2 protein-coding genes (1 of these 2 cut by a window edge) are annotated in these 26,863 nt (G+C 73.6%); both read right to left on the reverse strand.

Translation table 11 applies throughout. From position 1 onward, the window contains the following. Nucleotides 1-4,517, reverse strand: partial view of a type I polyketide synthase gene (locus tag AOM46_RS35930; protein ID WP_062212231.1) — the 5' portion only. The gene continues 12,322 nt to the left of window position 1, outside the view; only the first 4,517 of its 16,839 coding nucleotides appear in the window; its start codon is at nucleotides 4,515-4,517; its stop codon lies off the left edge, out of view. Continuing rightward, the gene (locus tag AOM46_RS16850) at nucleotides 4,507-26,727 is read right to left on the reverse strand and encodes a type I polyketide synthase (RefSeq protein ID WP_078856894.1); all 22,221 of its coding nucleotides are present in this window, start codon (nucleotides 26,725-26,727) and stop codon (nucleotides 4,507-4,509) included. Before AOM46_RS16850 ends, AOM46_RS35930 begins: the two co-directional genes overlap by 11 nt. Nucleotides 26,728-26,863 lie beyond the last annotated feature (136 nt).

Genomic DNA, 26,863 nt, shown 5'->3' on the forward strand with positions numbered 1-26,863 from the left:
ACCTCGGCCAGGCCGTCCGCTGTCAGCGAGGCGACCAGACCGTCGGCGAGGGCCCCGGTGGCGTGCACCACCGCGGTCAACGGGTGCTCGTCCGGGATGGTGTCGAGGACGGCGGCCAGCGCGTCCCGGTCGGCGGCATCGCAGGCGGTCACCGTGACGATCGCGCCGGCCGCCGTCAATTCGGTGACCAACTCGGCTGCGCCGGGGGCGTTCTGTCCAGTGCGGGAGAGCAGCAGCAGGCGTCGGACGCCATGCTCGGCCACGAGATGACGGGCCGTCAGTCTTCCGAGGGTGCCGGTGCCGCCGGTGAGCAGCACGGTGCCTTCGGGGTCGAACGCGGTGGTACCCGGCGGGACTTCGGGGAGTCGTTGGGTGCGGGGGGTGTAGGCGTGGCCGGCGCGGACCGCCGTCTGGGGTTCGCCGGAGCGCAGCAGCGCCATCAGCGTCCCCTGGTCAAGGTCCTCGTCGGTGTCGGCCAGCGTGAGCAGTCCCGGGTGTTCGGCCTGCGCGGAGCGGACCAGGCCCCAGGCCGTGGCGGCCGTGGGGTCGGTGATCGGGTCGTCCTGCCCGGTGCTGACCGCGCCGGTGGTGACCACGGCCAGCGGCCGGTCGGCTGTCACCGCTTCCTGGACGGCGGCCAGCGCGCGGGCCGCCACCGCGTGCAGGGCGGCGACGGGGTCCTCGGCGGAGGGGTCAGAGGCCAGCCGCAGCACGGTGGGTTCGGGGGCGTCCGACGGCTCCTCGGCGGGCGGCAGCGGCAATGGGCGCCAGCGCGTCTCATGGAGCGCCGCGCCTTCGGCGGTGCCCCCGGCCAGGGTGGCGGCGACCGGGCGCAGGTCCAACGCGCCTATCCGGGCGACGAGTTCGCCCTCGGCGTCGGCGACGGTGAGCGCGACCCGGTCCACGCCCGTCGGCAGCAGGCGCACCCGGAGCGCTGCCGCGCCGATGGCGTGCAGGGTGACCTCGCTCCAGGAGAACGGAAGCCGGCCGCGCTCGCCCCCGCCGGCGCCGGCATCCGTGTCGAGGGCGGCCAGCGCCAGCGGGTGCAGGGCCGCGTCAAGCAGCGCCGGGTGCAGTCCGTAGTGCGCGGCGCCGTCGCCGGCCGCCTCGGGCAGCGCGACCTCGGCATACAGCTCTTCGCCGCGCCGCCATACGGACCTCAGGCCACGGAAGGCCGGGCCATAGCCGAAGCCGATCGCGTCCAGCCGCTCGTAGAGGCCGTCCAGCGGCAGGAGTTCGGCGTCCGGCGGCGGCCAGACGACAAGCCGCTCGTCGGTCCCGGCCGGCTCGGTGGGCTCGGGGGGCTCGGGGGCGAGGAAGCCCTCGGCGTGCCGCGTCCAGGGCGCCTCCTCGTCGCGCCGGGCGTGGACGCGCAGCGCGCGGCGGCCCGTCGGATCGGGTGCGTCGATGCCGAGCTGGAGCGTGACGCCGCCGTGCTCCGGGAGCAACAGCGGCGCGTGCAGCGTCAGTTCCTCGACGTGGCCGCAGCCGACCTGGTCGCCGGCGTGCACCGCGAGTTCGAGCAGCGCGGTCCCGGGCAGCAACACGGTGCCATCCACGGCGTGTTGGGCGAGCCACGGCTGGGTGCGGGGGGTGAGCCGGCCGGTGAAGAGCAGCCCTTCGCCGTCGGCGAGCGCCACCCGGGCGCCGAGCAGGGGGTGTTCGGCCGAGCCGAGGCCGAGCCCGGTGGCGCTCGCTGCGCCGGCCGGCGCGTCGAGCCAGTAGCGCTCGCGCTGGAAGGCATAGGTGGGCAGCGGCGCCGGGGTCCCGCCGGTGGCCCGGCCGGGCCAGTCGACGTCGGCGCCATGGGCGTAGGCGTCGGCGAGCGAGAGCAGGAAGCGGCGCGGCCCGTCCTCGTCACGGCGCAGCGTGCCCACGGCGACGGCCGCCGCCTCGGCGTCGGCGGCGGTGTCCTCGATCGCGGCGGTCAGCACAGGATGGGCGCTGACCTCGACAAACAGGGTGTGACCCGCCGCGAGCAGGGCCCGTGTGGTGTCCTCGAAGCGGACGGCGTGCCGCAGGTTGGTGTACCAGTAGTCGGCGTCGAGCCCGGTGGTGTCGACGGGTTCGGCGGTAACGGTCGAGTAGAACGGCACGCTGGCCGCCGTGGGGTGCAACGGGCCGAGGGCGGTGCGGAGTTCGTCGCGGACCCGCTCGACCTGGGGTCCGTGCGAGGCATAGTCGACGGGCACCCGTCGGGCGCGGACGCCGACGCTTCGGCAGTCGTCCAACAGCTCGTCCAGGGCGTCGGGTTCGCCGGTGACGACGGTGGCGTGCGGGCCGTTGACGGCGGCGATGGTGATCTGGTCGGGCCAGCCGGCGATCAGCGTCTCCGTCGCCTGGGCGGACAGGGCCAGCGAGACCATGCCGCCGTCGCCGGCGAGGCCGAGGAGGGCCCGGCTGCGGAGGGCGACGACCCGGGCGGCGTCCTCGACGGTGAGCGCGCCGGCGACGCAGGCGGCGGCGATCTCGCCCTGGGAGTGGCCGACGACGGCGGCCGGCCGGACGCCGTGCGCGCGCCACAGCTCGGCCAGCGACACCATGACCGCCCACAGCACGGGCTGGACGACGTCCACCCGGCCCAGGCCCGGCGCCTCGGGCGCGCCGCGCAGCACATCGGTGAGGGACCAGTCGACATGGGCGGCGAGCGCCCGTTCGCACTCCGCGATGCGGGTGGCGAACGCGCCTGCGGGGCCTGCCGGTTGGGCGGTCGCGGCGGCCAGCAGGTCGACGGCCATGCCGGCCCACTGGGAGCCCTGGCCGGGGAAGACCAGAACCGGCCGGTCGGCGCCCGGCGCCGCCTGTCCGGTGAAGGTGGCGGCGGCGGGCCGTCCGTCGGCCAGCGCGGCGAGGGCGTCCAGGGCGCCCACCCGGTCGTCGGCGACCAGGACGGCGCGGTGGTCGAGCGCGGCGCGGCTGCTGACCAGGGCACGCGCGGTGGCGCCCAGCGACTGCTCGGGGCGCGCGTGCAGATGGTCGCGGAGCGCACCGGCCTGCGCCCGGACGGCGGCGGCGTCGTGCCCGTGCAGGACCAGCGGCACGAGCGGCACGGTCCCGGGCGGCTCGTCGACGGGGGCCGACTCCGGTACGTCGGCGGGCAGTTCGATGATGGCGTGCGCGTTGGTGCCGCTGGCGCCGAAGGAGGACACGCCGACCCGGCGGGGGCGCCCGGTCTCCGGCCAGGGCCTGGCCTCGGTGAGCAGCCGCACCGCGCCCGTGTCCCATTCGACATGCCGCGACGGCGCGTCGACATGGAGCGTCCTGGGCAGCGTGCCGTGCCGCATGGCCAGCACCGACTTGATGACGCCGCCGACGCCGGCCGCCGCCTGGGTGTGGCCGATGTTGGACTTCAACGAGCCCAGCCACAGCGGCTGTTCGGCCGGCCGCTGCTGCCCGTAGGTGGCGAGCAGCGCCTGGGCCTCGATCGGGTCGCCGAGGGTGGTGCCGGTGCCATGGGCCTCGACGGTGTCCACATCGGCGGTCGTCAGGCCGGCGTTGGCGAGGGCCTGCCGGATGACGCGTTCCTGCGCGGGCCCGTTGGGGGCGGTCAGTCCGCTGCTGGCGCCGTCCTGGTTGACGGCCGAGCCGCGCACCACGGCCAGCACCTCGTGCCCGTTGCGGCGCGCGTCGGAGAGGCGCTCCAGCAGCAGCACGCCGACGCCCTCGGCGAAGCCGGCGCCGTCGGCCGCGTCGGCGAACGCCTTGCAGCGGCCGTCCGCCGCGAGGGCATGCTGGCGGCTGGACTCGACAAAGAGGTTCGGGCTGGCCAGCACGGTGGCCCCGGCCGCGAGGGCGAGGGTGCAGTCGCCCTCGCGCAGCGCGTGGCAGGCCAGGTGCAGCGCGACCAGCGACGACGAACAGGCGGTGTCGACGGTGACGGCGGGGCCTTCGAGGCCGAGGGTGTAGGCGATCCGCCCGGAGGCGACGCTGCCGGCGCTGCCGTTGTAGAAGTACCCCTCCAGGCCATCGGGCGCGGTGGGCATCCTGCCTGCGTAGTCGTGGTACATCACGCCGGCGAAGACGCCGGTGGCGCTGGCGCGCAGCGACAGCGGGTCGATCCCGGCGCGTTCAATCACCTCCCAGGAGGTCTCCAGAAGCAGCCGCTGCTGCGGGTCCATGGCCAGCGCCTCGCGCGGGCTGATGCCGAAGAACGCGGCGTCGAAGTCCGGGGCGTCGTGCAGGAATCCGCCGTGCCGCACATAGGAGGTGCCGGGGCGGTCCGGGTCCTCGTCATAGAGGGCGTCCAGGTCCCAGCCCCGGTCGGCGGGGAACTCCGAGATGGCGTCGCCCTCTTCGGCGACCAGCCGCCACAGGTCCTCGGGCGACCGCACATCGCCCGGGTAGCGGCAGCTCATCGAGACGATCGCGATGGGCTCCTGGGTCCTGGGGGTGTCGGCGCCGGGCTCGGTCTCGGGCTCGGGGGTGCTCTCCTCAAGTTCCTTGAGGCGTTGGCGTGTCCTGTGGAGATCAGCCGTCACCAACTTGAGGTAGTCGAGCAGCTTCTCCTCAGTGGTCACCCCGTGGCCCGCCCTTCTCGCGGTCGATGAACTGCGCTTCGATGAAGGCGAAGACCTCGTCGGCCGTCGCGTCCTTGAGCACGGCGTCGACGTCCGTGCCCTCCCCTGTCGGGGGCGACGCGGCGTCGGCCGCCCCCGGTTCCGGCCGCGGTTGCGACTGGGGTCCCGACTGGGGTTCCGTCTGGGGCTCCTCGGCGGGTTCTGCGGGTTCTGCGGTGGTGGCCGGTGGCCACAGCAGCGCCGCCAGATGCCGGGCCAGCCGGACCGGCGTCGGATGGTCGAAGACCAGCACCGCGGGCAGTCGGCGGCCCACCGCGCGGCCGAGCCGGTTGCGGAGGTCGACCGCCGTCAGCGAGTCGAAGCCGACCTCAAGGAACCCTCGGTGTGCCGGCACCGCGCCCGGCGTCGCATGGCCAAGGACCTCGGCGGCCTGGCCGCGCACCAGCTCGACGAGGGCCCGTTCGCGGTCCTCCTCGTTCAACGGGTCCAGCCGTCGGTGCAGTTCGGCCTCGCCGCCGGCGTCGGATGTCGCAGACATGCCGGGCCCGGTGGCGTTCCGGCGCGGCCTGGCCCGGGCGGCGAGGTCCCGCAGCAGGGGCGCCACCTCGTCGCCGAGCAGCGCGCCGGGGTCCAGCAGGGCCGGGGTGACGACCGGGTCGGCGCCGCGCAGCGCGGCGTCATAGAGCGCCAAGCCCTCGGCCGCGTCCAGCGGCAGCATCCCGGCCGAGGCGATCCGGGAGAGCGCGTCACCGTCCAGATGGCCCGTCATCTCGCTGCTCTGCTCCCAAAGGCCCCAGGCGAGGGAGGTCGCGGGCAGGCCCCGGGCGCGCCGGTGGGTGGCGAGGGCGTCCAGAAAGGCGTTGGCCGCCGCGTAGTTGGCCTGCCCCTGACGGCCGAAGGTGCCGGCCGCCGCCGAGAACAGCACAAAGGCATCCAGTTCCTGATGTTCGGTCAACTCATGCAGGTGGATGGCGACATCGGCCTTGGCGCGCAGCACCCGCGCCAGCTGCTCCGAGGTGAGCCGCTGCACCACCCCGTCGTCCAGCACGCCGCCCGCATGGACGACGGCGGTCAGCGGATGCTCGGCCGGGATGGTGTCGAGCACGGCGGCCAGGGCCGCCCGGTCGCCCGCATCGCAGGCCACCACCTCGGCCGTGGCACCCAACTTCCCAATCCGCGCGACGAGTTCTCCGACGCCGGGCGCCTCGGGCCCGCGTCGGCTGAGCAACAGCAGCCTCTGTGCCCCGTGTTCGGCCACCAGATGGTGGGCGAGCAGCCCGCCCAGGGTGCCGGTGCCGCCGACGACCAGCACGGTGCCGTCGGGGCGCGGCCGGGTGGGTGGGCCTTCCGGCGCCGGGACGCGGGCCAGCCTCGGCACCGTAACGGCCCCGTTCCGTATGGCCAGTTGGGGTTCGCCGGCCGCGACGGCTCCGGCGATGGCGGCCGGCAGGGCAGCCCGGGAGGCCGGATGCTCGTCGATGTCCACCAACAGAAAACTGTCCAGGTGTTCGGCCTGCGCCGAGCGGATCAGCCCCCAGGCCGCCGCCGCGGCCAGATCGTGGATGTCCTCGCCGGGAGCGGTCGCCACGGCGCCGCTGGTCACCAGCACCAGTCGGGCCGTCTCCGCACGCTCGTCCGCCAGCCAGTCCCGCACCCGGGTCAGGGCGTCGACCGTCAGCCGGTGAACAGCTTGGACGGCGCCGGTCGGCCGCCCCCGACCGGCGCCGAACTCCTCCTGGACCAGCTCCCCGACCGCCGCGACGGTGGCCGGCGTGGTCAGCGGCACCCAGGACACGCGGTAGAGACCGTCCCGGCCGAGCGCTCCGGGCAGTTGGTCGGCGGCGAGCGGGCGCAGCGCCAGCGAGGCGACGGTGGCCACGGGGGCGCCGGTGGCGTCCGCGATCCGCAGCTCCACGCCCTCCTGGGCGCCGGTCGCATCCAGCGCCCTGGAAAGTCGTACCCGCAACTCAGCGCCGCCGGGGGCGTGTTGGGTGACGCCATGCCAGGCGAACGGCAGCCGCGCGCCGTCCGCCTCGCCGATCAGGTCGCCGGCGCCCATGGCGTGCAGGGCCGCGTCGAAGAGCGCCGGATGCAGGCCATAGCCGGTGCCCGCCGCCTCCGGCAGGACCACCTCGGCGAACACCTCCTCGCCGGACACCCAGGCGGCGCGCAGGCCCTGGAAGGTCGGTCCATAGTCGAGACCGGTCTTGGCCAGCCGGGCTCTGAGGTCCGTCACATCCACGGGCTGGCCGCCGGCCGGCGGCCAGCTGGACAGGTCAAATGCCGCTGTTCTGCCGGACGTTGGGGCCAGGACTCCGGTCGCGTGCCGGGACCAGGGCTCGTCGGGAGTGGCCCGGCGGCGGGAGTACAGGGTGAGGGAACGTCGCCCCTCGCCGTCCGGGCCGCCGAGGGTGAGCTGCAGCCGTACCTCGCCGTCCTCAGGGACGGTCACCGGCGCTTCCAGCGTCAGCTCCTCCACCCCGCCACAGCCGGAGCGTTCGGCGGCATGCAGGGCAAGCTCCACGATCGCGGTGCCCGGCAGGACCACCGTGCCATGAACCATATGGTCGGCCAGCCATGGGTGCTCCGCGACGGACAGCCGCCCGGTGAACAGCAGACCGTCGCCGTCGGCAAGCGGCAACTCCACGCCGAGCAACGGGTGTTCCCCGGCGTCGAGCCCAACGGCCGAGAGATCCCCGGCCCCGGCGGGGGCCGGTTCGAGCCAGTAGCGCTGGCGCTGGAACGGATACGTCGGAACGTCGACCTGCCGGCCACCGGCCAGCACCCGCTCCCAGGCGACCGGCACACCCTGGACCCAGGCTTCGGCCAGGGAGGTGAGCATGCGGCCCAGGCCGCCCTCGCCCCGCCGCAACGTCCCCACGGCAGGAGCGTCCTCGATCGCCATCGTCAACACCGGATGCGCACTGACCTCAACAAACGTCCCCTGCCCTGCGGCGACGACCGCCTCGTCGAACCGGACGCGGCTACGGAGATTGGTGAACCAGTACTCGGCCGTCAACTCAGCCGTATCAACGAGCTGTCCGGTCACCGTCGAATAGAACGGTATGGGCGCGGAGTGGGGCGTCACCTCCGCAAGATCGGCCAGCAGACGCTCGCGCAGTTCGTCGACCTGGGCGGAGTGCGAGGCATAGTCCACGGGAACCCGGCGGGCCCGGACCTCGTCCGCCTCGCAGACCGCCAACAGCTCGTCCAGCGCTGCTGGTTCACCCGCCACCACCGTGGCCGAAGGACCGTTCACCACCGCCACCGACAGCCGATCGCCCCAGGCCGCAATCCGCGCCTCCACAACACCCACCGGCTCGGCGACGGACACCATCCCACCCCGACCCGACAACACCTCACCAATAGCCCGCGACCGCAACGCCACCACCCGCGCCCCATCCACCAACGACAACCCACCCGCCACCACCGCCGCCGCAATCTCACCCTGCGAATGACCGATCACCGCAGCCGGCTCAACCCCATACCCCCGCCACACCTCCGCCAACGACACCATCACCGCCCACAACACCGGCTGCACCACATCCACCCGCCCCAACCAACCCTCATCCCCAGACCGCAACACCCCCACCAACGACCACTCCACAAACCCCGACAACGCCTCCTCACACTCCACCAACCGCCGCTCAAACACCGGCGAAGCGTCCAGCAGTTCCTCCGCCATGCCCAACCACTGCGAACCCTGACCCGGGAACACAAACACCACCCGACCCGCACCCGGCACCACACCCCCACGCACCACCTCCGAACCCAACACCACCGCCCGCTCACCCAACGCCGCCCGACCACACGCCAAAGACCACCCCACATCCACCGACCCCACCAACGACCCCACCCGCGCCAACTGAGCATCCAGCGCGCCCTCGTCCGCACCCGACACCACCAACGGCACCACCGGAAGTTCAACCCCCGATGCCGGCCGCGCCTCCTCCTGCGGGCCCTGTTCGAGGACCACATGCGCGTTGGTCCCGCTCATCCCGAACGCGGAAACGGCGGCCCGGCGGGGACGCTCCACCTCCGGCCAGGGGACCTCATCGGTCAGCAGCCGTACCGCGCCCGATTCCCAGTCCACATGGGAGGACGGCTCATCCACATGCAACGTGCGCGGCAACACCCCATGCCGCATGGCCTCCACCATCTTGATCACGCCACCCACACCGGCGGCCGCCTGCGCATGACCGATATTCGACTTCAACGACCCCAACCACAGAGGCCGTTCACGCTCCTGCCCATAGGTGGCCAGCAGCGCCTGCGCCTCGATCGGATCACCCAGCGTCGTGCCCGTCCCATGCGCCTCCACCGCATCCACATCCCCGGCACCGAGCCCCGCACCCGCCAACGTTGCCCGAATTACCCGCTGTTGAGCCAAGCCACTCGGCGCCGTCAACCCATTACTCGCCCCATCCTGATTCACCGCCGAGCCACGGACCACCGCCAACACCCGGTGCCCGTTACGGCGCGCGTCCGAGAGCCGTTCCAGGAGGACCAGGCCGACGCCCTCCGCCCAGCCGGTGCCGTCCGCCGCCTCGGCGAACGCCTTGCAACGCCCGTCGGCGGCGAGGCCACGCTGCCGGCTGAACTCGGTGAAGACCTCGGGCGTCGCCATGACGGTCACCCCACCCGCAAGCGCCAGTCCGCATTCGCCCCTGCGAAGGGACTCCGCCGCGAGGTGCATGGCCACCAGCGATGACGAGCAGGCGGTGTCGACGGTGATGGCCGGGCCCTCAAGGCCGAGGCTGTAGGCGATCCGGCCGGAGAAGACGCTGGTGGCGCCGCCGGTCAGTCGGTAGCCGGTGACCTCGGGCGGGGTGTTCTCGGGGGTGAGGCCGACGCCATAGCCCTGCGGGGAGGCGCCGACAAAGACCCCGATGTCCCGGCCGCGCAGCGACAGCGGATCGATGCCGGCCCGCTCGAACGTCTCCCAGGACGTTTCCAACAGCAACCGCTGCTGGGGATCCATCGCCAGGGCCTCGCGCGGCGAGATCCCGAAGAGCGTCGGGTCGAACTCGGCGGCTTGGTGCAGGAATCCGCCGTTTCTGGCGTGCGAGGTGCCGGCACGGTCCGGGTCGGGGTCGAAGAGCGCGTCCAGGTCCCAGCCCCGGTCGGTGGGGAACTCCGCGATGGCGTCGCGTCCTTCGGCGACCAGCCGCCACAGCGCCTCGGGCGAGTCGACGCCGCCCGGATAGCGGCAGCCCATCGCCACGATCGCGATCGGCTCGTCCACGGCGGTCGCGGCGCGCGGCTCGGCGGGTTCGGGGGACCGGTCCGGTTCGCCGCCGAAGAGCAGTGCGCCGAGCTGGGTGGCGAGCGCCGCGGGCGTGGGGTGGTCGAAGACCAGGGTGGTGGGCAGCGGTAGGCCGGTCTCGGCGGTGAGCCGGTTGCGGAGTTCCACGGCGGTCAGCGAGTCGAAGCCCAGGTCCTTGAAGGCGCGGTCGGCGGGCAGCGCGGCCGTCGGGTCGTGGTCCAGGACCGCCTTGACCTGCGCGGTGACCAGGGCGAGCAGCGCCGGTTCCCGGTCGTGTGGCGGCAGTTCGGCGAACCGGTTGTCCGCCGCGCCGGCGGCCTTGGCGGTCTCGGGGTTCTTGGCGTTTTTGGCAGGCGAGGTGTCGCCGGCGGTCAGGGCGTCGATGAGGGGCCGGGCGCGGGCGGCGCTGAAGGTGGGGGCGAACTGGTCCCAACGCATATCGGCGACGGCCGATGTGGGGGTGTCGTCGGCGATGATCGCTTCCAGTGCGGTGATCGCGTGGTGGGGGTCGAGCGCGGGAACGCCGAGTTGCCGCAGATGTTCCAGGGCCTCGTCATGGGCCATGCCGCCGCCGGCCCAGGGGCCCCAGGCGATGGCGGTGGCGGGGCGGCCGTGGGCGCGGCGGCGTTCGGCGAGCGCGTCGAGGTGGGCGTTGGCGGCGGCGTAGCCGGCCTGGCCGCCGCTGCCCCAGACGCCGGCGATGGAGGAGAACAGCACAAACGCGTCGAGCGGGGTGTCGCCGAGGAGTTCGTCGAGGTGGCGGGCGCCGGTGGCCTTTCCCCGTGTGACGGCGGCGAGTTCGGCGAGGTCGGTGGCGGGAAGCGGGCCGCCGGCGTCGACGCCTGCGGCGTGCACCACGGCGTTCGGCGGATGGTCGGCGAGGAGTGTGGCGACGGCGGAACGGTCGGCGAGATCGCAGCCGGCCACGGTGACCCGGGCGCCCAACGCCTCCAGCTCAGCGACGAGTTGGGCGGCGCCGGGGGCCGCGTCGGCACGGCGGCTGGTGAGCACCAGATGTTCGGCGCCGTTGGTGGCGAGCCGGCGGGCGATATGGGCGCCCAGCGCTCCGGTGCCGCCGGTGATCAGGACGGTGCCGCGTGGCGTCCAGGGGGTGGCGGGGCCGGCGATGGGTGCGGGCGTCAGTCGGCGGGCCAGCAAACGGCCGTTGCGCAGGGCGAGTTGGTCTTCGTTTGCGCTGTGGCTCGGCAGTCCGGCCAGGACGGTGGTGAGCTGTTCGAGGTCGGTCTCTTCCGGGGCGTCGGCCGGCAGGTCGATCAACCCGCCCCAGCGTTCGGGGTGTTCGAGACCGATGACCCGGCCGAGGCCCCAGGTCATGGCCTGTTCGGGGTGCGGCGGCCGGTCGTCGGGGCCGGTGGTGACGGCGCCGCTGGTGAGCAGCCAGAGCGGCGCTTCGCAGCCGGCGTCGCCGAGGGCCTGCACGGCGGTCTGCTGGTGCGCGAGCCCGGCCGGCAGGTCGGGGTGTTCGGGGTGGGGGCGGGTGTCGAGCGCGAGCAGGGAGAGCACCCCGGTGACGGAGCCCGCCACGGCGCCCAGCTGTTCCGCGAGTCCCTGACGTTCCGTCAACTCGTCGACTGTCACCGGCAGAACGTGGGCTCCGGCGGTGGTGAGTCGGCGCAGGCAGGCGTCGGCGAGCGGGGTGTCCTGGGGGACGAGGGCGATCCAGCTGGTGTCGGCGAGGGTGCCCGGCGTCGGCTCGGGGAGCGGCGTCCAGGTGATGCGGTAGCGCCACTGGCGCCAGGGGTCGGCGGGTCGGCCGGCGTCGGCGGCCAGCGGCCAGTAGCGGGTGCGGCGGAACGCATAGGTGGGCAGTGGGCGTCGGCGGGCGCCGGTGTCGGCGAAGACGGCTTCCGGGTCGGTCGGCACGCCGTGGACATGCAGTCCGGCCAGGGCGGTGGCGAGGGCGCGGGGCTCGGGCCGGTCGGCGCGCAGCAGTGGCACGGTGAGCGGCGGCGTGTGGCCGGCCGGCAGGCAGTCGGCCACGGTGCCGGACAGGACGGTGTCCGGGCCGAGTTCGACATAGGCCGTGGTGCCCTCGGCGTGCAGGGTGGTGATGGCGTCGGCGAAGCGGACGGTGGCCCGGACCTGCCGCGACCAGTAGGCGGGCGAACGGGCCTCGTCCGGGGTGAGCGGCCGGCCGGTGACGGTGGAGATGACGGTGCGGTGCGGCGCGGAGGGGGTGAGGGAGGCGGCGACGCGCTGGTAGGCGTCGAGCATGCCGTCCATATGCGGGGAGTGGAAGGCATGCGAGGTCCGCAACCGCTTGGTCTTCCGCCCCAGACCCGCGAAATGCGCCGCCGCCTCCTCCACCGCGTCCACGTCCCCCGCCACCACCACGGACAACGGACCGTTGACAGCCGCCAGAGCCAGACGCGTCGAACGCTCGGCCAGGAACGGCGCCACCTCGACCTCGGCGGCCTGAACCGCAAGCATCGCCCCATCCGACCGCTGCTCCTGCATCAACCGACCCCGCGCCACCACCAACGCACACGCATCCACCAACGACCACACCCCCGCCACATGAGCCGCCGCCAACTCCCCCACCGAATGACCAACCACAAAAGCCGGCACCACACCCCACGACTCCACCAACCGAAACAACGCCACCTCCACCCCGAACAACGCCGGCTGCGCAAACTCCGTCCGCCCCAACACCCCCTCATCGGCCACAACTTCACCCAACGGCCGCGGCAGATGCCGATCCAACTCCCCCCACACCCCATACAACGCATCGGCGAACACCGGAAACACCTCCGCCAACTCCACCCCCATCCGCACCCGTTGACTCCCCTGCCCGGTGAACAGGAAGGCGACGGTGGGGTCGGGGTGTGCCTGGCCGACGGTGAGGTCGGCGGCGGGGCGTCGTTCGGTGAGGTCGGCGAGGCCGCGCAGCAGTCCGTCCCTGGTGTCGGCGGTGATGACGGCGCGGGACGGCAGCTGGGTTCGGGCGGCGGCCAGCGTGTAGGCGAGGTCGGTGTCGGTGACCTGTGGCTCGGGGGTGGCCGTCAGATGCGCGTGGAGCTGCGTCGCCTGGGCGCGCAGCGTCTCCTCGTCCCGCGCGGAGATGACGAACTGCCTTACGCCCGACGGCTTTTGTGGGGTGGCGGGTTCGACGGGGGCGGCGGGTGGCTGCTCGATGATGGCGTGTGCGTTGGTGCCGCTGATGCCGAACGAGGAGACGCCGAAGCGGCGGGGCCGGTCGGGGTCCGTGGTCCAAGGCCGGGCGGTGCCGAGCGGGCGCACGGCGCCGGATGACCAGTCGACATGGGGGCTCGGCTCGTCGAGGTGGAGCGAGGGCGGCAGTTCGGCGTGGCGCATCGCCTCCACCATCTTGATGATGCCGGCGACGCCCGCGGCGGCCTGAGTGTGGCCGATGTTGGACTTGACGGAGCCGAGCCAGAGCGGACGTTCCGGATCGCGTCCCTGACCGTAGGTGGCGAGCAGCGCCTGGGCCTCGATGGGGTCGCCGAGCCTGGTGCCCGTGCCATGGGCCTCGACCGCGTCGACCTCTGCGGGGTTGAGCCCGGCGTTGGCCAACGCGGCGGTCACACAGCGCTGTTGGGCGGGTCCGTTGGGGGCGGTGAGCCCGTTGCTGGCGCCGTCCTGGTTGACGGCCGAGCCGCGCACCACGGCCAGCACCTCGTGCCCGTTGCGACGCGCGTCGGAGAGGCGTTCCAGCAGCAGGAGTCCGGCGCCCTCGCCCCAGCCGGTGCCGTCGGCGCCGGCGGCGAACGGTTTGCAGCGGCCGTCGGCGGCGAGGCCGCGCTGGCGGCTGAACTCGACGAACAGGTCGGGCGTCGCCATCACGGTGACGGCTCCGGCCAGCGCGAGATCGCATTCGCCGGTGCGCAGCGCGCCGGCCGCCAGATGCAGGGCGACCAGGGCGGACGAGCAGGCGGTGTCGACGGTGACGGCCGGGCCCTCGAAGCCGAAGGCGTAGGAGATCCGGCCGGAGAGCACGCTGGCGGCGGCGCCCGTCGAACGGTAGCCCTCGGTCAGCGAGGCGGCCTGGGCGTCGGGTTCCGGGTTGGCCTCGGCGAGCAGCGCCGGATAGTCCTGGCCGTTGGTGCCGGCGTAGACGGCGGTGCGGCTGCCGCGCAGCGCGTCGGGGGCGATCCCGGCGCGTTCGAACAGTTCCCAGCTGAGTTCCAGCATCAGTCGCTGCTGGGGGTCCATGGACAGGGCTTCGCGCGGGCTGATGCTGAAGAAGTCGGCGTCGAAGTCGGTCGCGGCGTCGAGGAAGGCACCCTCCCGCACATAGGAGGTTCCTGGCGTGTCAGGGTCGGGGTCGAAGAGTCCATCGAGCCGCCAGCCCCGGTCGGTGGGGAACGGGCCCATCGCGTCGGTGCCCGAGCTGACCAGCCGCCACAGGTCCTCGGGGCTGGTGACGCCGCCGGGGAAGCGGCAGCTCATCGAGACAATGACGATCGGATCGTCGTCAACGGGCGTGGCCACAACGGTCGTTGGGCCGGGTGTCGGGGTGGCGTCGACGAGTTGTTCCCGCAGCTGGCCGGCGAGCGCGGCGGGCGTCGGATAGTCGTAGACGGCGGTGGTGGGCAGCCGCAGTCCGGTGGCCGCGTTCAGCCGGTTGCGGATCTCGACGCCGGTGAGGGAGTCGAAGCCCAGGTTCTTGAACGCGCGCCCCGGTGGGACGGCCTCGATATCGCTGTGGCCGAGAACGGTGGCGACCTGGCGGCGCACCAGGTCGAGCAGGACGCGCCCGGCCTCCTCGGCGGTGGCGTCGGCGAGGCGTCGGGCGAGGGCGCCGCCGGCGTGCTCGGCGCGGTCCCGGTCGGCGCGCGCGGCGCGGATGGCGCGGACCTCGGGGATGTCGTGCAGCAGCGGGCGGGTGCGGGAGGCGGTGAAGGCGAGGAAGAACCGTTCCCAGTCGATCTCCACGACGCTGACGCAGGGCTCGCCCGCGTCGACGGCGTCGGCGAGCGCGGCGACGGCGCGTTCGGGCGGCATGCCGGCCAGACCGTGGCGGCGCAGCAGGTCGGCGACCTCGTCGTTGCCGGCCATGCCGCCGTCGGCCCAGGCGCCCCAGGCGATGGAGGTGGCGGGCAGGCCCTGGGCGTGGCGCTGTTGGGCGAGCGCGTCGAGAAAGGCGTTGCCGGGCGCGTAGTTGCCCTGTCCCGGGACGCCGAGGGTGCCGGCGATGGAGGAGAACAGCACAAACGCGTCGAGCTCCAACGCCTGCGTGAGCCGGTGGAGTTGAACGGCCGCGCCGGCCTTGGCCGGCAGTGCGTGCGCGATCTGGTCGGGGCGGATGGTGTCGACCAGACCGTCGTCGAGGACGGCGGCGGTGTGCACCACGGCGGTCAGCGGCTGCTCGGCGGGGATGCCGTCGATGGCGGCGGCCAGCGCGTCCCCGTCGGTGATATCGCAGGCGGTGACCGTCACCCGGGCGCCCAGGGCGGTGAGTTCGGCGGTGAGGCGGTCGGCGCCCGGCGCCTTGGGGCCACGGCGGCTGAGCAGCAGCAGATGCTCGGCGCCGTTGCCGGCGAGCCAGCGGGCGACATGGGCGCCGAGCGCGCCGGTGCCGCCGGTGACCAGGACGGTGCCGCGCGGGCGCCAGCGCGCCGACTCGGGGACGGCGCGGGCGGGCGCGCGGGTCAGGCGGCGGGCGAAGATGCCGGCGGGGCGGAGCGCCAGCTGGTCCTCGGGCGCGTCGCCGGGGCGGGCGTCGGCGGCCCGGGCGCCGCTGAGCGCGGCGACCAGCCGGCTGCCGGTCGCCTCGTCGGGCGTGGCCGGCAGATCGACCAGGCCACCCCAGCGGTCGGCGTGTTCCAGCGCGACGACCCGGCCGAATCCCCAGATCAGGGACTGGGTGACGGCATCCGGCGCGGTGCCGGGTTCGGTGGTGACGGCCCCTGCGGTGGCCAGCCACAGCGGGGCGGCGACCTCGGCGTCGCCCAGGGCCTGGACGAGGGCGACGGTGGCGCTCAACCCGGCCGGCGCCTCCGGGTGTTGGGGATGCGGCGACTCGTCGAGGGCGAGCAGCGACAGCACCCCGGTGGGCGGCGGCGCGCCGGCGGGAAGCGCGTCCCGCAGCAGTGCGGCGAGCGCGGCGCGGTCGGCGGTGGCGGGCGCGTTGAGCGGGTGGACATCCGCGCCATGGGCGGCCAGCGCGGCGATCGCGACCAGCGTGTGCGGATGCTCGGCATGGGCGTCGGGGGCGATCACCAGCCAGCGGCCCTGGGCGACGGGCGGCTCGTTCGGCTGCGGCAGCTGCGCCCAACCGATGCGGTAGCGCCAGGAGTTGGTGTCGACGACGCCGGCCGGTCGGGCGGGCGCCGGGTCGGGCTCCAGCCAGAACCGTTCCCGTTGGAAGGCATACGTCGGCAGGGCGACCGGCGGTCGGCCGTTTCTGGCGGGCGGCGTGGGCCAGTCGACGGGGGCGCCGAGCGTCCATGCCTCGGCGAGCGCGGCGGTGAACCGGTCGATGCCGCCGTCGTCGCGGCGCAACGTGGCCAGTGCGGCGCCGCGCCGCTCCCCTTCGCGGTCGAGGGCGTCGATGGAGTCGGAGAGGCTGACGGTGAGCACCGGATGGGGGCTGACCTCGATAAACACGGTGTCGCCCGAGGCGAGCAGCGCGTCCACGACATCGCGGAAGCGGACGGTGCCCCGCAGATTGCGGTACCAGTAGGCGTGGTCCAACTCGGTGCCGCCGACGGGGGCGCCGGTGACGGTGGAGTGGATGGGCACGGCGGCCGGTCGCGCGGAGAGCGGCGGCAGGGTGGCGAGGATGTCCTCGCGCACCGCCTCCACCTGCGGGGAGTGCGAGGCGTAGTCGATGGGGAGGCGCCTGGCCCGGATGCCGTCGGCGGCGCAGGCGGCGTGGAGTTGGTCCAGGGCGTCGAGGTCGCCGGAGACAACGGTGGTGCGCGGCCCGTTGACGGTGGCGATGGCGAGCCGGTCGTCCCAGGGGGCGATGCGGCGGGCGGCGTCCGCCTCGTCGGTGGCGAGCGAGGTCATGCCGCCGAGGCCGCTGATGGCGCGCAGCGCCCTGCCGCGCAGCGTGACCAGCCCCGCCGCCTCGTCCAAGGTGAGGGCGCCGGCGACGCAGGCCGCCGCGATCTCGCCCTGCGAGTGGCCGACGACGGCCGCCGGCCGGACGCCATGGGCCCGCCACAGCTCGGCCAGCGACACCATGACGGCGAAGAGCGCGGGCTGGACGACATCGACCCGTTCCAGCAGCGGGGCGCCGGGTTCGGCGAGCACATCGAGCAGCGACCAGTCGACATGGGGCGCGATGGCGTCGGCGCACTCCCGCATCCTGGCGGCGAACACCGGTGACTGGTCAAGGAGTTCGACGGCCATGCCGGCCCACTGGGAGCCCTGCCCCGGGAAGACGAAGACGACCCCGGCATCGGGCAGCACCTCGCCCCGCACCAGCCCGGCGGCGTCCTCGTCGGCGCCGGAGACCAGAGCGTCCAGTGCGTAGGCGCCGCCGAGCAGCGCGGCCCGGTGCTCGAACGTGGCCCGGGTCGCGGTCAGCGCATGGGCGATCTCGGTGGGCCGCAGCTCGGGGTGGGCGGCGAGGTGCCCGCGCAGCCGCTCGGCCTGGGCGGTGAGCGCGCGGCGGCTCCTGGCGGACAGCAGCCAGGGCGCGGGCGCCGCGTCGGCCGGGGGCGGCGGCTCGGTCTCGGTGGCGGTGGGGAGTTCGATGATGGCGTGTGCGTTGGTGCCGCTGATCCCGAACGAGGAGACGGCGGCCCGGCGGGGACGCTCGGTCTCCGGCCAGGGCGTCTCCTCGGTGAGCAGCCGCACCGCGCCCGCATCCCAGTCGACATGCGAGGACGGCTCATCGATATGGAGAGTGCGCGGCAGGGTGCCATGCCGCATCGCCTCGATCATCTTGATGACGCCGGCCACGCCCGAAGCGGCCTGGGTGTGGCCGATATTGGACTTCAACGAGCCCAGCCACAGCGGCCGTTCGTCGTCCCGGCCCTGGCCATAGGTGGCGAGCAGCGCCTGGGCCTCGATCGGATCGCCCAGGGCGGTGCCGGTGCCATGGGCCTCGACGGCGTCGATATCGTTCGGGGTCAGCCCGGCGGCCGTCAACGCGGCCCGAATGACCCGTTGTTGGGCGGGACCATTGGGCGCGGTCAGACCGTTGCTGGCACCGTCCTGGTTGACGGCCGAACCCCGGACCACGGCCAGCACCTCATGCCCGTTGCGACGCGCGTCCGAGAGCCGTTCCAGCAACAGCATGCCCACACCCTCGGCCCAGGCTGTGCCGTCCGCCGCCTCGGCAAACGGTTTGCAACGGCCATCGGGGGCGAGCCCGCGCTGCCGGCTGAACTCCACAAAGGTCGACGGGGTCGCCATCACGGCGACGCCGCCGGCCAGCGCCATCGCGCACTCACCGGTGCGCAACGCCTGCGCCGCCAGATGCAACGCCACAAGCGACGACGAACACGCCGTGTCCACCGTGACGGCCGGACCCTCAAGCCCGAAGGTGTAGGCGACCCTTCCGGAGGCGACGCTGCCGGTGTTGCCGGTGAGGAGATGCCCCTCGAAGCCGTCGGGCGCGACCGTCAGCCGCGCGGCATAGTCGTGGTACATCAGCCCGGCGAACACCCCGGTGGCGCTGCCGCGCACGGATGCCGGATCGATCCCGGCCCGTTCGAACGTCTCCCAGGAGGTTTCCAACAGCAACCGTTGCTGGGGGTCCATGGCCAGGGCCTCACGCGGCGAGATCCCAAAGAACTCGGCGTCGAACTCGGCGGCCCCCGCGAGGAATCCGCCCTCCCTCGCATAGGAGGTGCCGGGGTGTTCCGGGTCCGGATGGTAGAGCGCCGCCACATCCCAACCCCGGTCCGTGGGGAACTCCGCTATGGCATCGCGTCCTTCGGCGACCAGCCGCCACAGCGCCTCCGGCGAATCCACCCCGCCCGGGAAACGACACGCCATCCCGACGATCACCACCGGATCATCGGCGTCAACTGCCCCTGTCCGCACGGGGGTCGGCGCGGCGGCCGGCGCCTCGGGCGTCAGCAGGGACTCCAGCAGCGTGGCGAGCGAAAGCGGCGTGGGATGGTCGAAGACGGCGGTGGACGGCAGCCGAAGACCGGTCACGGCGTTCAGCCGGTTGCGCAGCTCCAGGCCGATCAGCGAGTCGAAGCCCAACTCCTTGAAGGCGCGCCCCGGATCGACGGAGGACGCACCGCCACGTCGCAGCACCTGCGCCGCCTGCTCCCGCACCAGGGTGAGAAGCGCGGCGCGCCGTTCGTCGGCCGGCAGCGCGGCCAGCGAGCCGGCGAGCCCCCCGAGCGCCTTCAGCGCCGGCCGCGCGGGGGCGGCGGAGCGCACCACATCGCCGAGCACCGTGGGCACTTCGTCGCCGGCGGGCACGGTCGGATGCAGCGCGACGGCGACGGCGACCGGAGCGTCATGGCTGGCGGTGGCGGCGTCGAAGAGAGCAAGGCCGGTGGTCGATTCCAGCGGCGCGATGCCGCTTCTGGCCATGCGGTCCACATCGGTCCGGCTCATCTCGCCGGTCAGACCGCTGCGTTCGGCCCACAGCCCCCAGGCCAGCGAGACGGCGGGGAGCCCGAGCGCCCTGCGGTGGGCGGCGAGCCCGTCCAGAAAGGCGTTGGCCGCCGCATAGTTGGCCTGTCCGGCGCCGCCGATGGTGCCGATCACCGAGGAGAAGAGCACAAAGGCGGTCAGCGGCTGCTCGCGGGTCAGCTCGTGCAGATGCCAGGCCGCGTCCGCCTTGGGCCGCAGCACCCGGGCCAGCCGCTCCGGCGTCAACGAGCCGATGACCCCGTCGTCCAGCACCCCGGCCGTGTGGATCACGCCGGACAGCCGACGGCCGGCGAGCAGCGCCGCCAGCGCGGCCCGGTCGGCGACATCGCAGGCCGCGTGCTCCACCCGGGCGCCGAGCGCCGACAGCTCCTGGGCGAACGCCTCGGCGCCCGGCGCCTCGGCACCCCGTCGGGAGACCAACAGCAGGTCACCGACACCCCGTTCGGCCACCAGATGGCGCGCCAGCAACCGCCCCAGGGTGCCGGAGCCACCGGTGATCAGCACGCTGCCTTCGGCATCGGTGAACGGACCTACGGCGAACGACAGTTGCTCGCCCGGGCCGAGACGAGGGATCGTCAGTTGCTGGTTTCTGGCGGCGAGTTGGGGCTCCCCGGTGGCCAGGGCGGATGCGACCGCCGGATCGGCCAGCGGGTCCCCCGCGCCGTCCATGTCCAACAGGGTGAAACGGCCCGGGTGTTCGGTCTGGGCGGAACGCAGCAGACCCCAGACGGCCGAGCCCACCGGGTCCACCTCGGCCGGCTTCTCTCCGACCGGCATCGCGCCGCCGGTGACCACGACCAGCCGCCGCGCCTCGTTCTCCGGGTCGGCCAGCCACTCCCGCACGGTCGTCAACGCCCGTGCCATGACGGGGTGCAGGGCATCCGGGCGGTGCGGGCCCCGGAAGTCGACGGTCACGACGGGCGGCATCGGATCGGCGGGCGCGGCCGTCGGCAGCGGCTGCCACACGACGCGGTGCAGGCCACCACCGCCGGCGGCGACGGAGGCCGGGCGGAGCGGGCCATCCGTGGCACGGAGCCGCAGCGCCTCGATATCGGCCACCGGGCTGCCATACCGGTCGTGCGCGGAAAGGGAGACATCGCCGCTCTCCGCCCGGCGCAACCGCACCCGGAGCGCGGAAGCCCCCGAGGCGTGCAGGGTGACGCGGCGCCAGGCGAACGGCAGACGGCAGACGCCGCCCTCGCCGACCAGCAGATCCTCGGCCAGGGCGTGCAACGCCGCGTCGAGCAGCGCCGGATGAAGGTCGAACCCCTCGACGCCGGCGGCGGCCTCGGGCAGCTCCACCTCCGCGAACAGCTCCTCGCCGCGCCGCCACACCGCGCGCAGCCCACGGAACGCCGGCCCATAGCCGAAACCGCCCACCGTGAGGTGCTGGTACAGGCCATCCGCGTCAAGCGGCTCGGCGCCCGTCGGCGGCCAGGGCGTGACGGGCGCGGAGGGCGCGGGCGTCACCGCCGCGACGGAGCCGGTGGCGTGCCGCGTCCAGGCGGACGCGCCGGCCATCCGCCCATGCAGGCTTATGGGACGCCGTCCATCGGCCTCCGGCGCACCGACGTTCAGCTGCAGCTGAACGCTGTCCCGTTCGGGCAGCAACAGCGGTGCCTCAAGGGTCAGTTCCTCAACCTGCCCGCAGCCGACCTGATCCCCGGCATGCACGGCAAGCTCCACCATCGCCGTGCCGGGGAGCAGCACCGTCCCGTTCACCGCATGGTCGACCAGCCAGGGATGCGTCCGCCGGGACAGGCTGCCGGTCAGCACATACCCGTCACCGTCCGCCAGCTCAACGGCGGCGCCCAGCAACGGATGCTCGGTGCCGCGCAGGCCAAGGCCATCCACGGAGCCGAGCGACCCGCTGTCGGCGTCCAGCCAGTAGCGCTGGCGCTGGAACGGATACGTCGGAACGTCGACCTGCCGGCCGCCGGCCAGCACCCGCTCCCAGGCGACCGGCACACCCTGGACCCAGGCTTCGGCCAGGGAGGTGAGCATGCGGCCCAGGCCGCCCTCGCCCCGCCGCAACGTCCCCACGGCAGGAGCGTCCTCGATCGCCATCGTCAACACCGGATGCGCACTGACCTCAACAAACGTCCCCTGCCCTGCGGCGGCGACCGCCTCGTCGAACCGGACGCGGCTACGGAGATTGGTGAACCAGTACTCGGCCGTCAACTCAGCCGTATCAACGAGCTGTCCGGTCACCGTCGAATAGAACGGTATGGGCGCGGAGTGGGGCGTCACCTCCGCAAGATCGGCCAGCAAACGCCCGCGCAGATCCTCGACCTGGGCGGAATGCGAGGCATAGTCCACGGGAACCCGGCGGGCCCGGACCTCATCCGCCTCGCAGACCGCCAACAACTCGTCCAACGCCGCCGGTTCACCCGCCACCACCGTGGCCGAAGGACCGTTCACCACCGCCACCGACAGCCGATCGCCCCAGGACGCAATCCGCCCCTCCACAACACCCACCGACTCCGCAACGGACACCATCCCACCCCGACCCGACAACACCTCACCAATAGCCCGCGACCGCAACGCCACCACCCGCGCCCCATCCACCAACGACAACCCACCCGCCACCACCGCAGCCGCAATCTCACCCTGCGAATGACCGATCACCGCAGCCGGCTCAACCCCATACCCCCGCCACACCTCCGCCAACGACACCATCACCGCCCACAACACCGGCTGCACCACATCCACCCGCCCCAACCAACCCTCATCCCCAGACCGCAACACCCCCACCAACGACCACTCCACAAACCCCGACAACGCCTCCTCACACTCCACCAACCGCCGCTCAAACACCGGCGAAACATCCAGCAGTTCAGCCGCCATCCCCAACCACTGCGAACCCTGACCCGGGAACACAAACACCACCCGACCCGCACCCGGCACCACACCCCCACGCACCACCTCAGAACCCAACACCACCGCCCGCTCACCCAACGCAGCCCGACCACACGCCAACGACCACCCCACATCCACCGACCCCACCAACGACCCCACCCGCGCCAACTGAGCATCCAGCGCGCCCTCGTCCGCACCCGACACCACCAACGGAATCGCAGTACCCACCACCGGCCGCGCCCCGGGCTCCGGCTCGTGCTGAGGCGCCGGCTGCTCGATGATCACATGCGCATTGGTCCCGCTGACGCCGAAGGACGACACCGCCGCCCGGCGGGGACGGTCCTCCTCGGGCGTCGTCGGCCAGGAGACCTCATCCGTCAGCAGCCGCACCGCCCCCGACTCCCAGTCCACATGCGAGGACGGCTCATCCACATGCAACGTACGCGGCAACACCCCATGCCGCATCGCCTCCACCATCTTGATGACGCCACCCACACCCGCCGCCGCCTGCGCATGCCCGATATTCGACTTCAACGACCCCAACCACAACGGCCGTTCAACGTCCCGCCCCTGCCCATAAGTCGCCAACAACGCCTGCGCCTCGATCGGATCACCAAGCCGGGTCCCCGTCCCATGCGCCTCCACCGCATCCACATCCCCGGCACCAAGACCCGCACCCACCAACGCCGCCCGAATCACCCGCTGTTGAGCCAACCCACTCGGCGCCGTCAACCCATTACTCGCCCCGTCCTGATTCACCGCGGAACCGCGCACCACCGCCAACACCCGCTGGCCGTCCCGTCGGGCGTCGGAGAGGCGGCGCAGCACCAGCACGCCGACGCCCTCGGCCCAGCCGGTGCCGTCCGCCGCCTCGGCGAACGCCTTGCAACGCCCGTCGGGCGAGAGGCCACGCTGCCGGCTGAACTCGACAAACATGCCGGGCGTCGACATCACCGTCACGCCGCCCGCGAGTGCCATCTCGCATTCGCCGTTGCGCAGTGACTGGGCTGCCAGGTGCAGTGCCACCAGCGACGATGAGCACGCCGTGTCCACCGTCAGGGCCGGGCCCTCAAGGCCGAAGGTGTAGGCGATCCGGCCTGAGGCGACGCTGGGGGTGATCCCGGTCAGGCGGTGGCCGCCGATCTCGTCGGTGGATTCATGCAGCCGGGGGCCGTAGTCCTGCGCGGTGGCGCCGATAAAGACTCCGATGTCCCGGCCGCGCAGCGACAGCGGGTCGATGCCGGCCCGCTCGAACGTCTCCCAGGACGTTTCCAACAGCAACCGCTGCTGGGGGTCCATCGCCAGGGCCTCGCGCGGCGAGATCCCGAACAGTTCGGCGTCGAACTCGGCCGCGCCGTCGAGGAATCCGCCCTCTCGCACGGCTGCGTCTTCGAGGTGTCGCGGATCCCAGCCCCGGTCCTCGGGGAACGGCGCGACGGCGTCGCCGCCCTCGGCGACCAGCCGCCACAGCGCCTCGGGCGAGTCGACGCCGCCCGGATAGCGGCAGCCCATCGCCACGATCGCGATCGGCTCGTCGTGGTCCGAGGCCCGGAGAACGGCGGTGCCGGTCGTGTCGGCCGCGCCATGGGTCAGATAGTCGGCCAGCGCGGCCGGCGTGGGGTAGTCGAAGAGGACGGTGCTGGGCAGCGGCTGTGGGGCGTCGGCGGCGAGCCGGTCGCGGAGTTCGACGGCCATGAAGGAGTCGAAGCCGAGGTCCCGGAAGGTGGCGGTGTCCACCACGGCGTCCGCCGAGGCGTGCCCGAGGACGGCCGCGGTCTGCTGCCTGACCCGGGTCAGCGGATCGACCCCCGCGTCAACGGCCGCTGCCCGCACGGGCGTTGGCGGCTCCGGGGCGACGGCGGCCGTGGGTGCCGGAGCACCGTCCGGGAGCCAGTGGCGCTCCCGTTGGAAGGCGTAGGTGGGCAGCGGCACCCGGCGGGGTGGGCGGCCCTCGGTGAAGGGGAAGGCGGACCAGTCGAGCGTCTGGCCGCGCGCGTGGAGTCGGGCGGCGGCCGTCGCCGTCGTCTCCGGCTCCGGCTGGTCGGCGCGGAGCAGCGGGACGAACGCGGCCCCGGCGTCGTCCGGGAGGCAGGCGCGGCCGAGGGCGGAGAGCACGGCGGCGGGGCCGAGTTCGAGGAAGGTGCGGACGCCGGCGGCGTGGGCGTGCCGCAGTCCGTCGGCGAACCGAACGGGCTGTCTGGCCTGGGCGACCCAGTAGCGGGGGGTGCGGATCGCGTTGGGGTCGGCGCGTTCGCCGGTGAGGTCGGAGATCAGCGGCAGTCGGGGGGCGCCGAGGGTGAGGCCGGCGGCGATCTCGCCGAACTCGGCGAGCATTCCGTCCAGATGGGGCGAGTGGAAGGCATGCGAGGTGGCCAGCCGTTTGCTGCGTCGCCCACGTTCGCGCCAGTGAATAGCGATCCGGTTGACGGTCTCGGCGTCGCCGGAGATCACCACGGCCTTCGGGCCGTTGATGGCGGCGAGCGCGGCCCGGTGTTCCTCGCCGGCGAGACTGGCGCGTATCTCCTCCTCGGACGCCTCGACGGCGACCATCTCGCCGTCGTCGCGCTGGGCCTGCATCAGCCGTCCGCGCGCGGTGACCAGGAGCGCGGCGTCGGCGAGGGAGAGCACGCCGGCGGCGTGTGCGGCGCTGATCCCGCCGACGGAGTGGCCGAGGAGCGCATCGGGGGTGAGACTCCAGGAAGTGATCAGGTGGAAGAGGCCGGTTTCCAGAGCGAAGAGCGCCGGTTGGGCGTATTCGGTGCGCTCCAGCAACTCGGGCCGGTCGGCGATCACTTGTTGGATGGGCCGGTGGAGATGCCGGTCGACGGCGGCGCAGGCGGCGTCATAGGCGGTGCGGAACGTCGCCGAGGTGGCGCGCAACGCGAGGCCCATGCGGGGACGTTGGCTGCCCTGGCCGGTGAACAGCAGGCCCAGGCCCCCGGGTTCGGCCGCGGTGTCGGTGACCAGCCCCGGCGTCGGCCGTCCCTCGGCGAGGGCGGTGGCGGCGCGTGCGGCGGCCTCGCGGTCGGCGGCGATCAGGACGGCGCGGTGCGGCAGATGGGTGCGGGCGGTCGCCAGGGTGTGGGCGATGTCCCCGGCGGGCTGCTCGGGGTGGGCGGCCAACCGCTCGGCGAGGCGGGCGGCCTGGGCGCGCAGTGCGTCCGGGGAGGCGGCGGACAGCGGCCAGGGCACGGGCCCCGGGGTGGCGCCCCCGGGCTCGTCCGCCGGCCGCTGGACGGGGGCGGCGGCGAGCACCAGATGGCAGTTGACGCCGCCCATCCCGAAGGAGCTGACGCCGGCGACGGGCCCCGGGCCGCCCGATGTGTCTTGGTCCTCGATGGGGGTGAGGGCGGTGGGGACGCGCAGGTTCAGCCGGTCGAGAGGGATGTCGGGGTGCGGCGCGGTGAAGTTGAGGCTGGCCGGGATCACCCGGTGTCGCAGCGACAGCAGCGCCTTGAGCAGGCCGGCGATGCCGGCGGCGCCTTCCAGATGGCCGATGTTGGTCTTCACCGAGCCGACCGGCAGCGGCGCGTCGGCGGGGCGCGCGGCGCCCAGCGCCGCGCCGAGCGCGGCGGCCTCGACGGGGTCGCCGGCGCGGGTGCCGGTGCCGTGCAGTTCGACATAGGCGATATCGGCGGGGGCGACGCCGGCCCTGCGGTGGGCCCTTCGTACGCAGTCCTGTTGGGCGCGCTGCCGGGGCAGGGTGAGCCCTTCGCCGCCGCCGTCGTTGTTGACGGCGCTGCCGAGGATGACGCCGTGCACGGTGTCGCCGTTGGCGAGCGCGGCGGCCAGCGGCTTGAGGACGACGAGGCCGCCGCCCTCGCCCCGCACATAGCCGTCGGCGGCGGCGTCGAAGGTGTGGCAGCGGCCCTGGGGCGAGAGGGCGCCGAAGGCGCGGACGCCGAGGGCGGTCTCCGCCGCGAGGTTGAGGTGCACACCGCCGGCGATGGCCACCGTGGACTCGCCGGCGCGCAGGCTGAGGCACGCCTGGTGGACGGCGACCAGGGAGGACGACTGGCCGGTGTCGATGGCCATGCTGGGGCCGGTGAGGCCCAGGGTGTGGGAGAGACGGTTGGCGATCATGGCCCGATGGGTGCCGGTCGCCGTGTGGTGGGTGACGGCCTCGGGGCCGAGGCGGTGCAGCAGCGTGGCGTAGTCGTCGGCGTCGGCGCCCACGAAGACGCCGATATCGTCGTCGGCGAGCGCGGCGGGGGTGATGCCGGCGTTCTCCAGGGCCTCCCAGCCGAGTTCGAGGGCGAGCCGCTGCTGTGGGTCGAGCGTGGCGGCCTCGCGTGGGCTGATGCCGAAGAACGCGGCGTCGAAGCGTTCCGGCGCCTCCAGATAGCCCCCCGGGCCTAATCCGGCGCGCTCGGGCGGGGGTTGACCGACGGCGCTGCGGCCCTCGCTCAGCAGGCGCCAGAACGCGTCCGGATCCTGGGCGCCGGGCAGCCGGCAGGCCAGCCCCACCACCGCGACGGCTTCCCCCGAGATGCCGTCCCCCCACATAGAAGTGCCCGACGTTACGGTCATGTCAGCCCCCGTATGACCCCACGTGTGCGCTGCCCGGGAGGTCCGCCCGGACAGGTTCTGCCAGGCATCCTAACCAGATCCGCCGGCCCGGGGCCCGGCGGTTTATCCGCTACGCCGGTTCGGCGCGGTATGTGAT

Origin of the sequence: Streptomyces sp. NBRC 109706, assembly GCF_000974485.1 — a bacterium.
Lineage (GTDB): Bacteria > Actinomycetota > Actinomycetes > Streptomycetales > Streptomycetaceae > Streptomyces.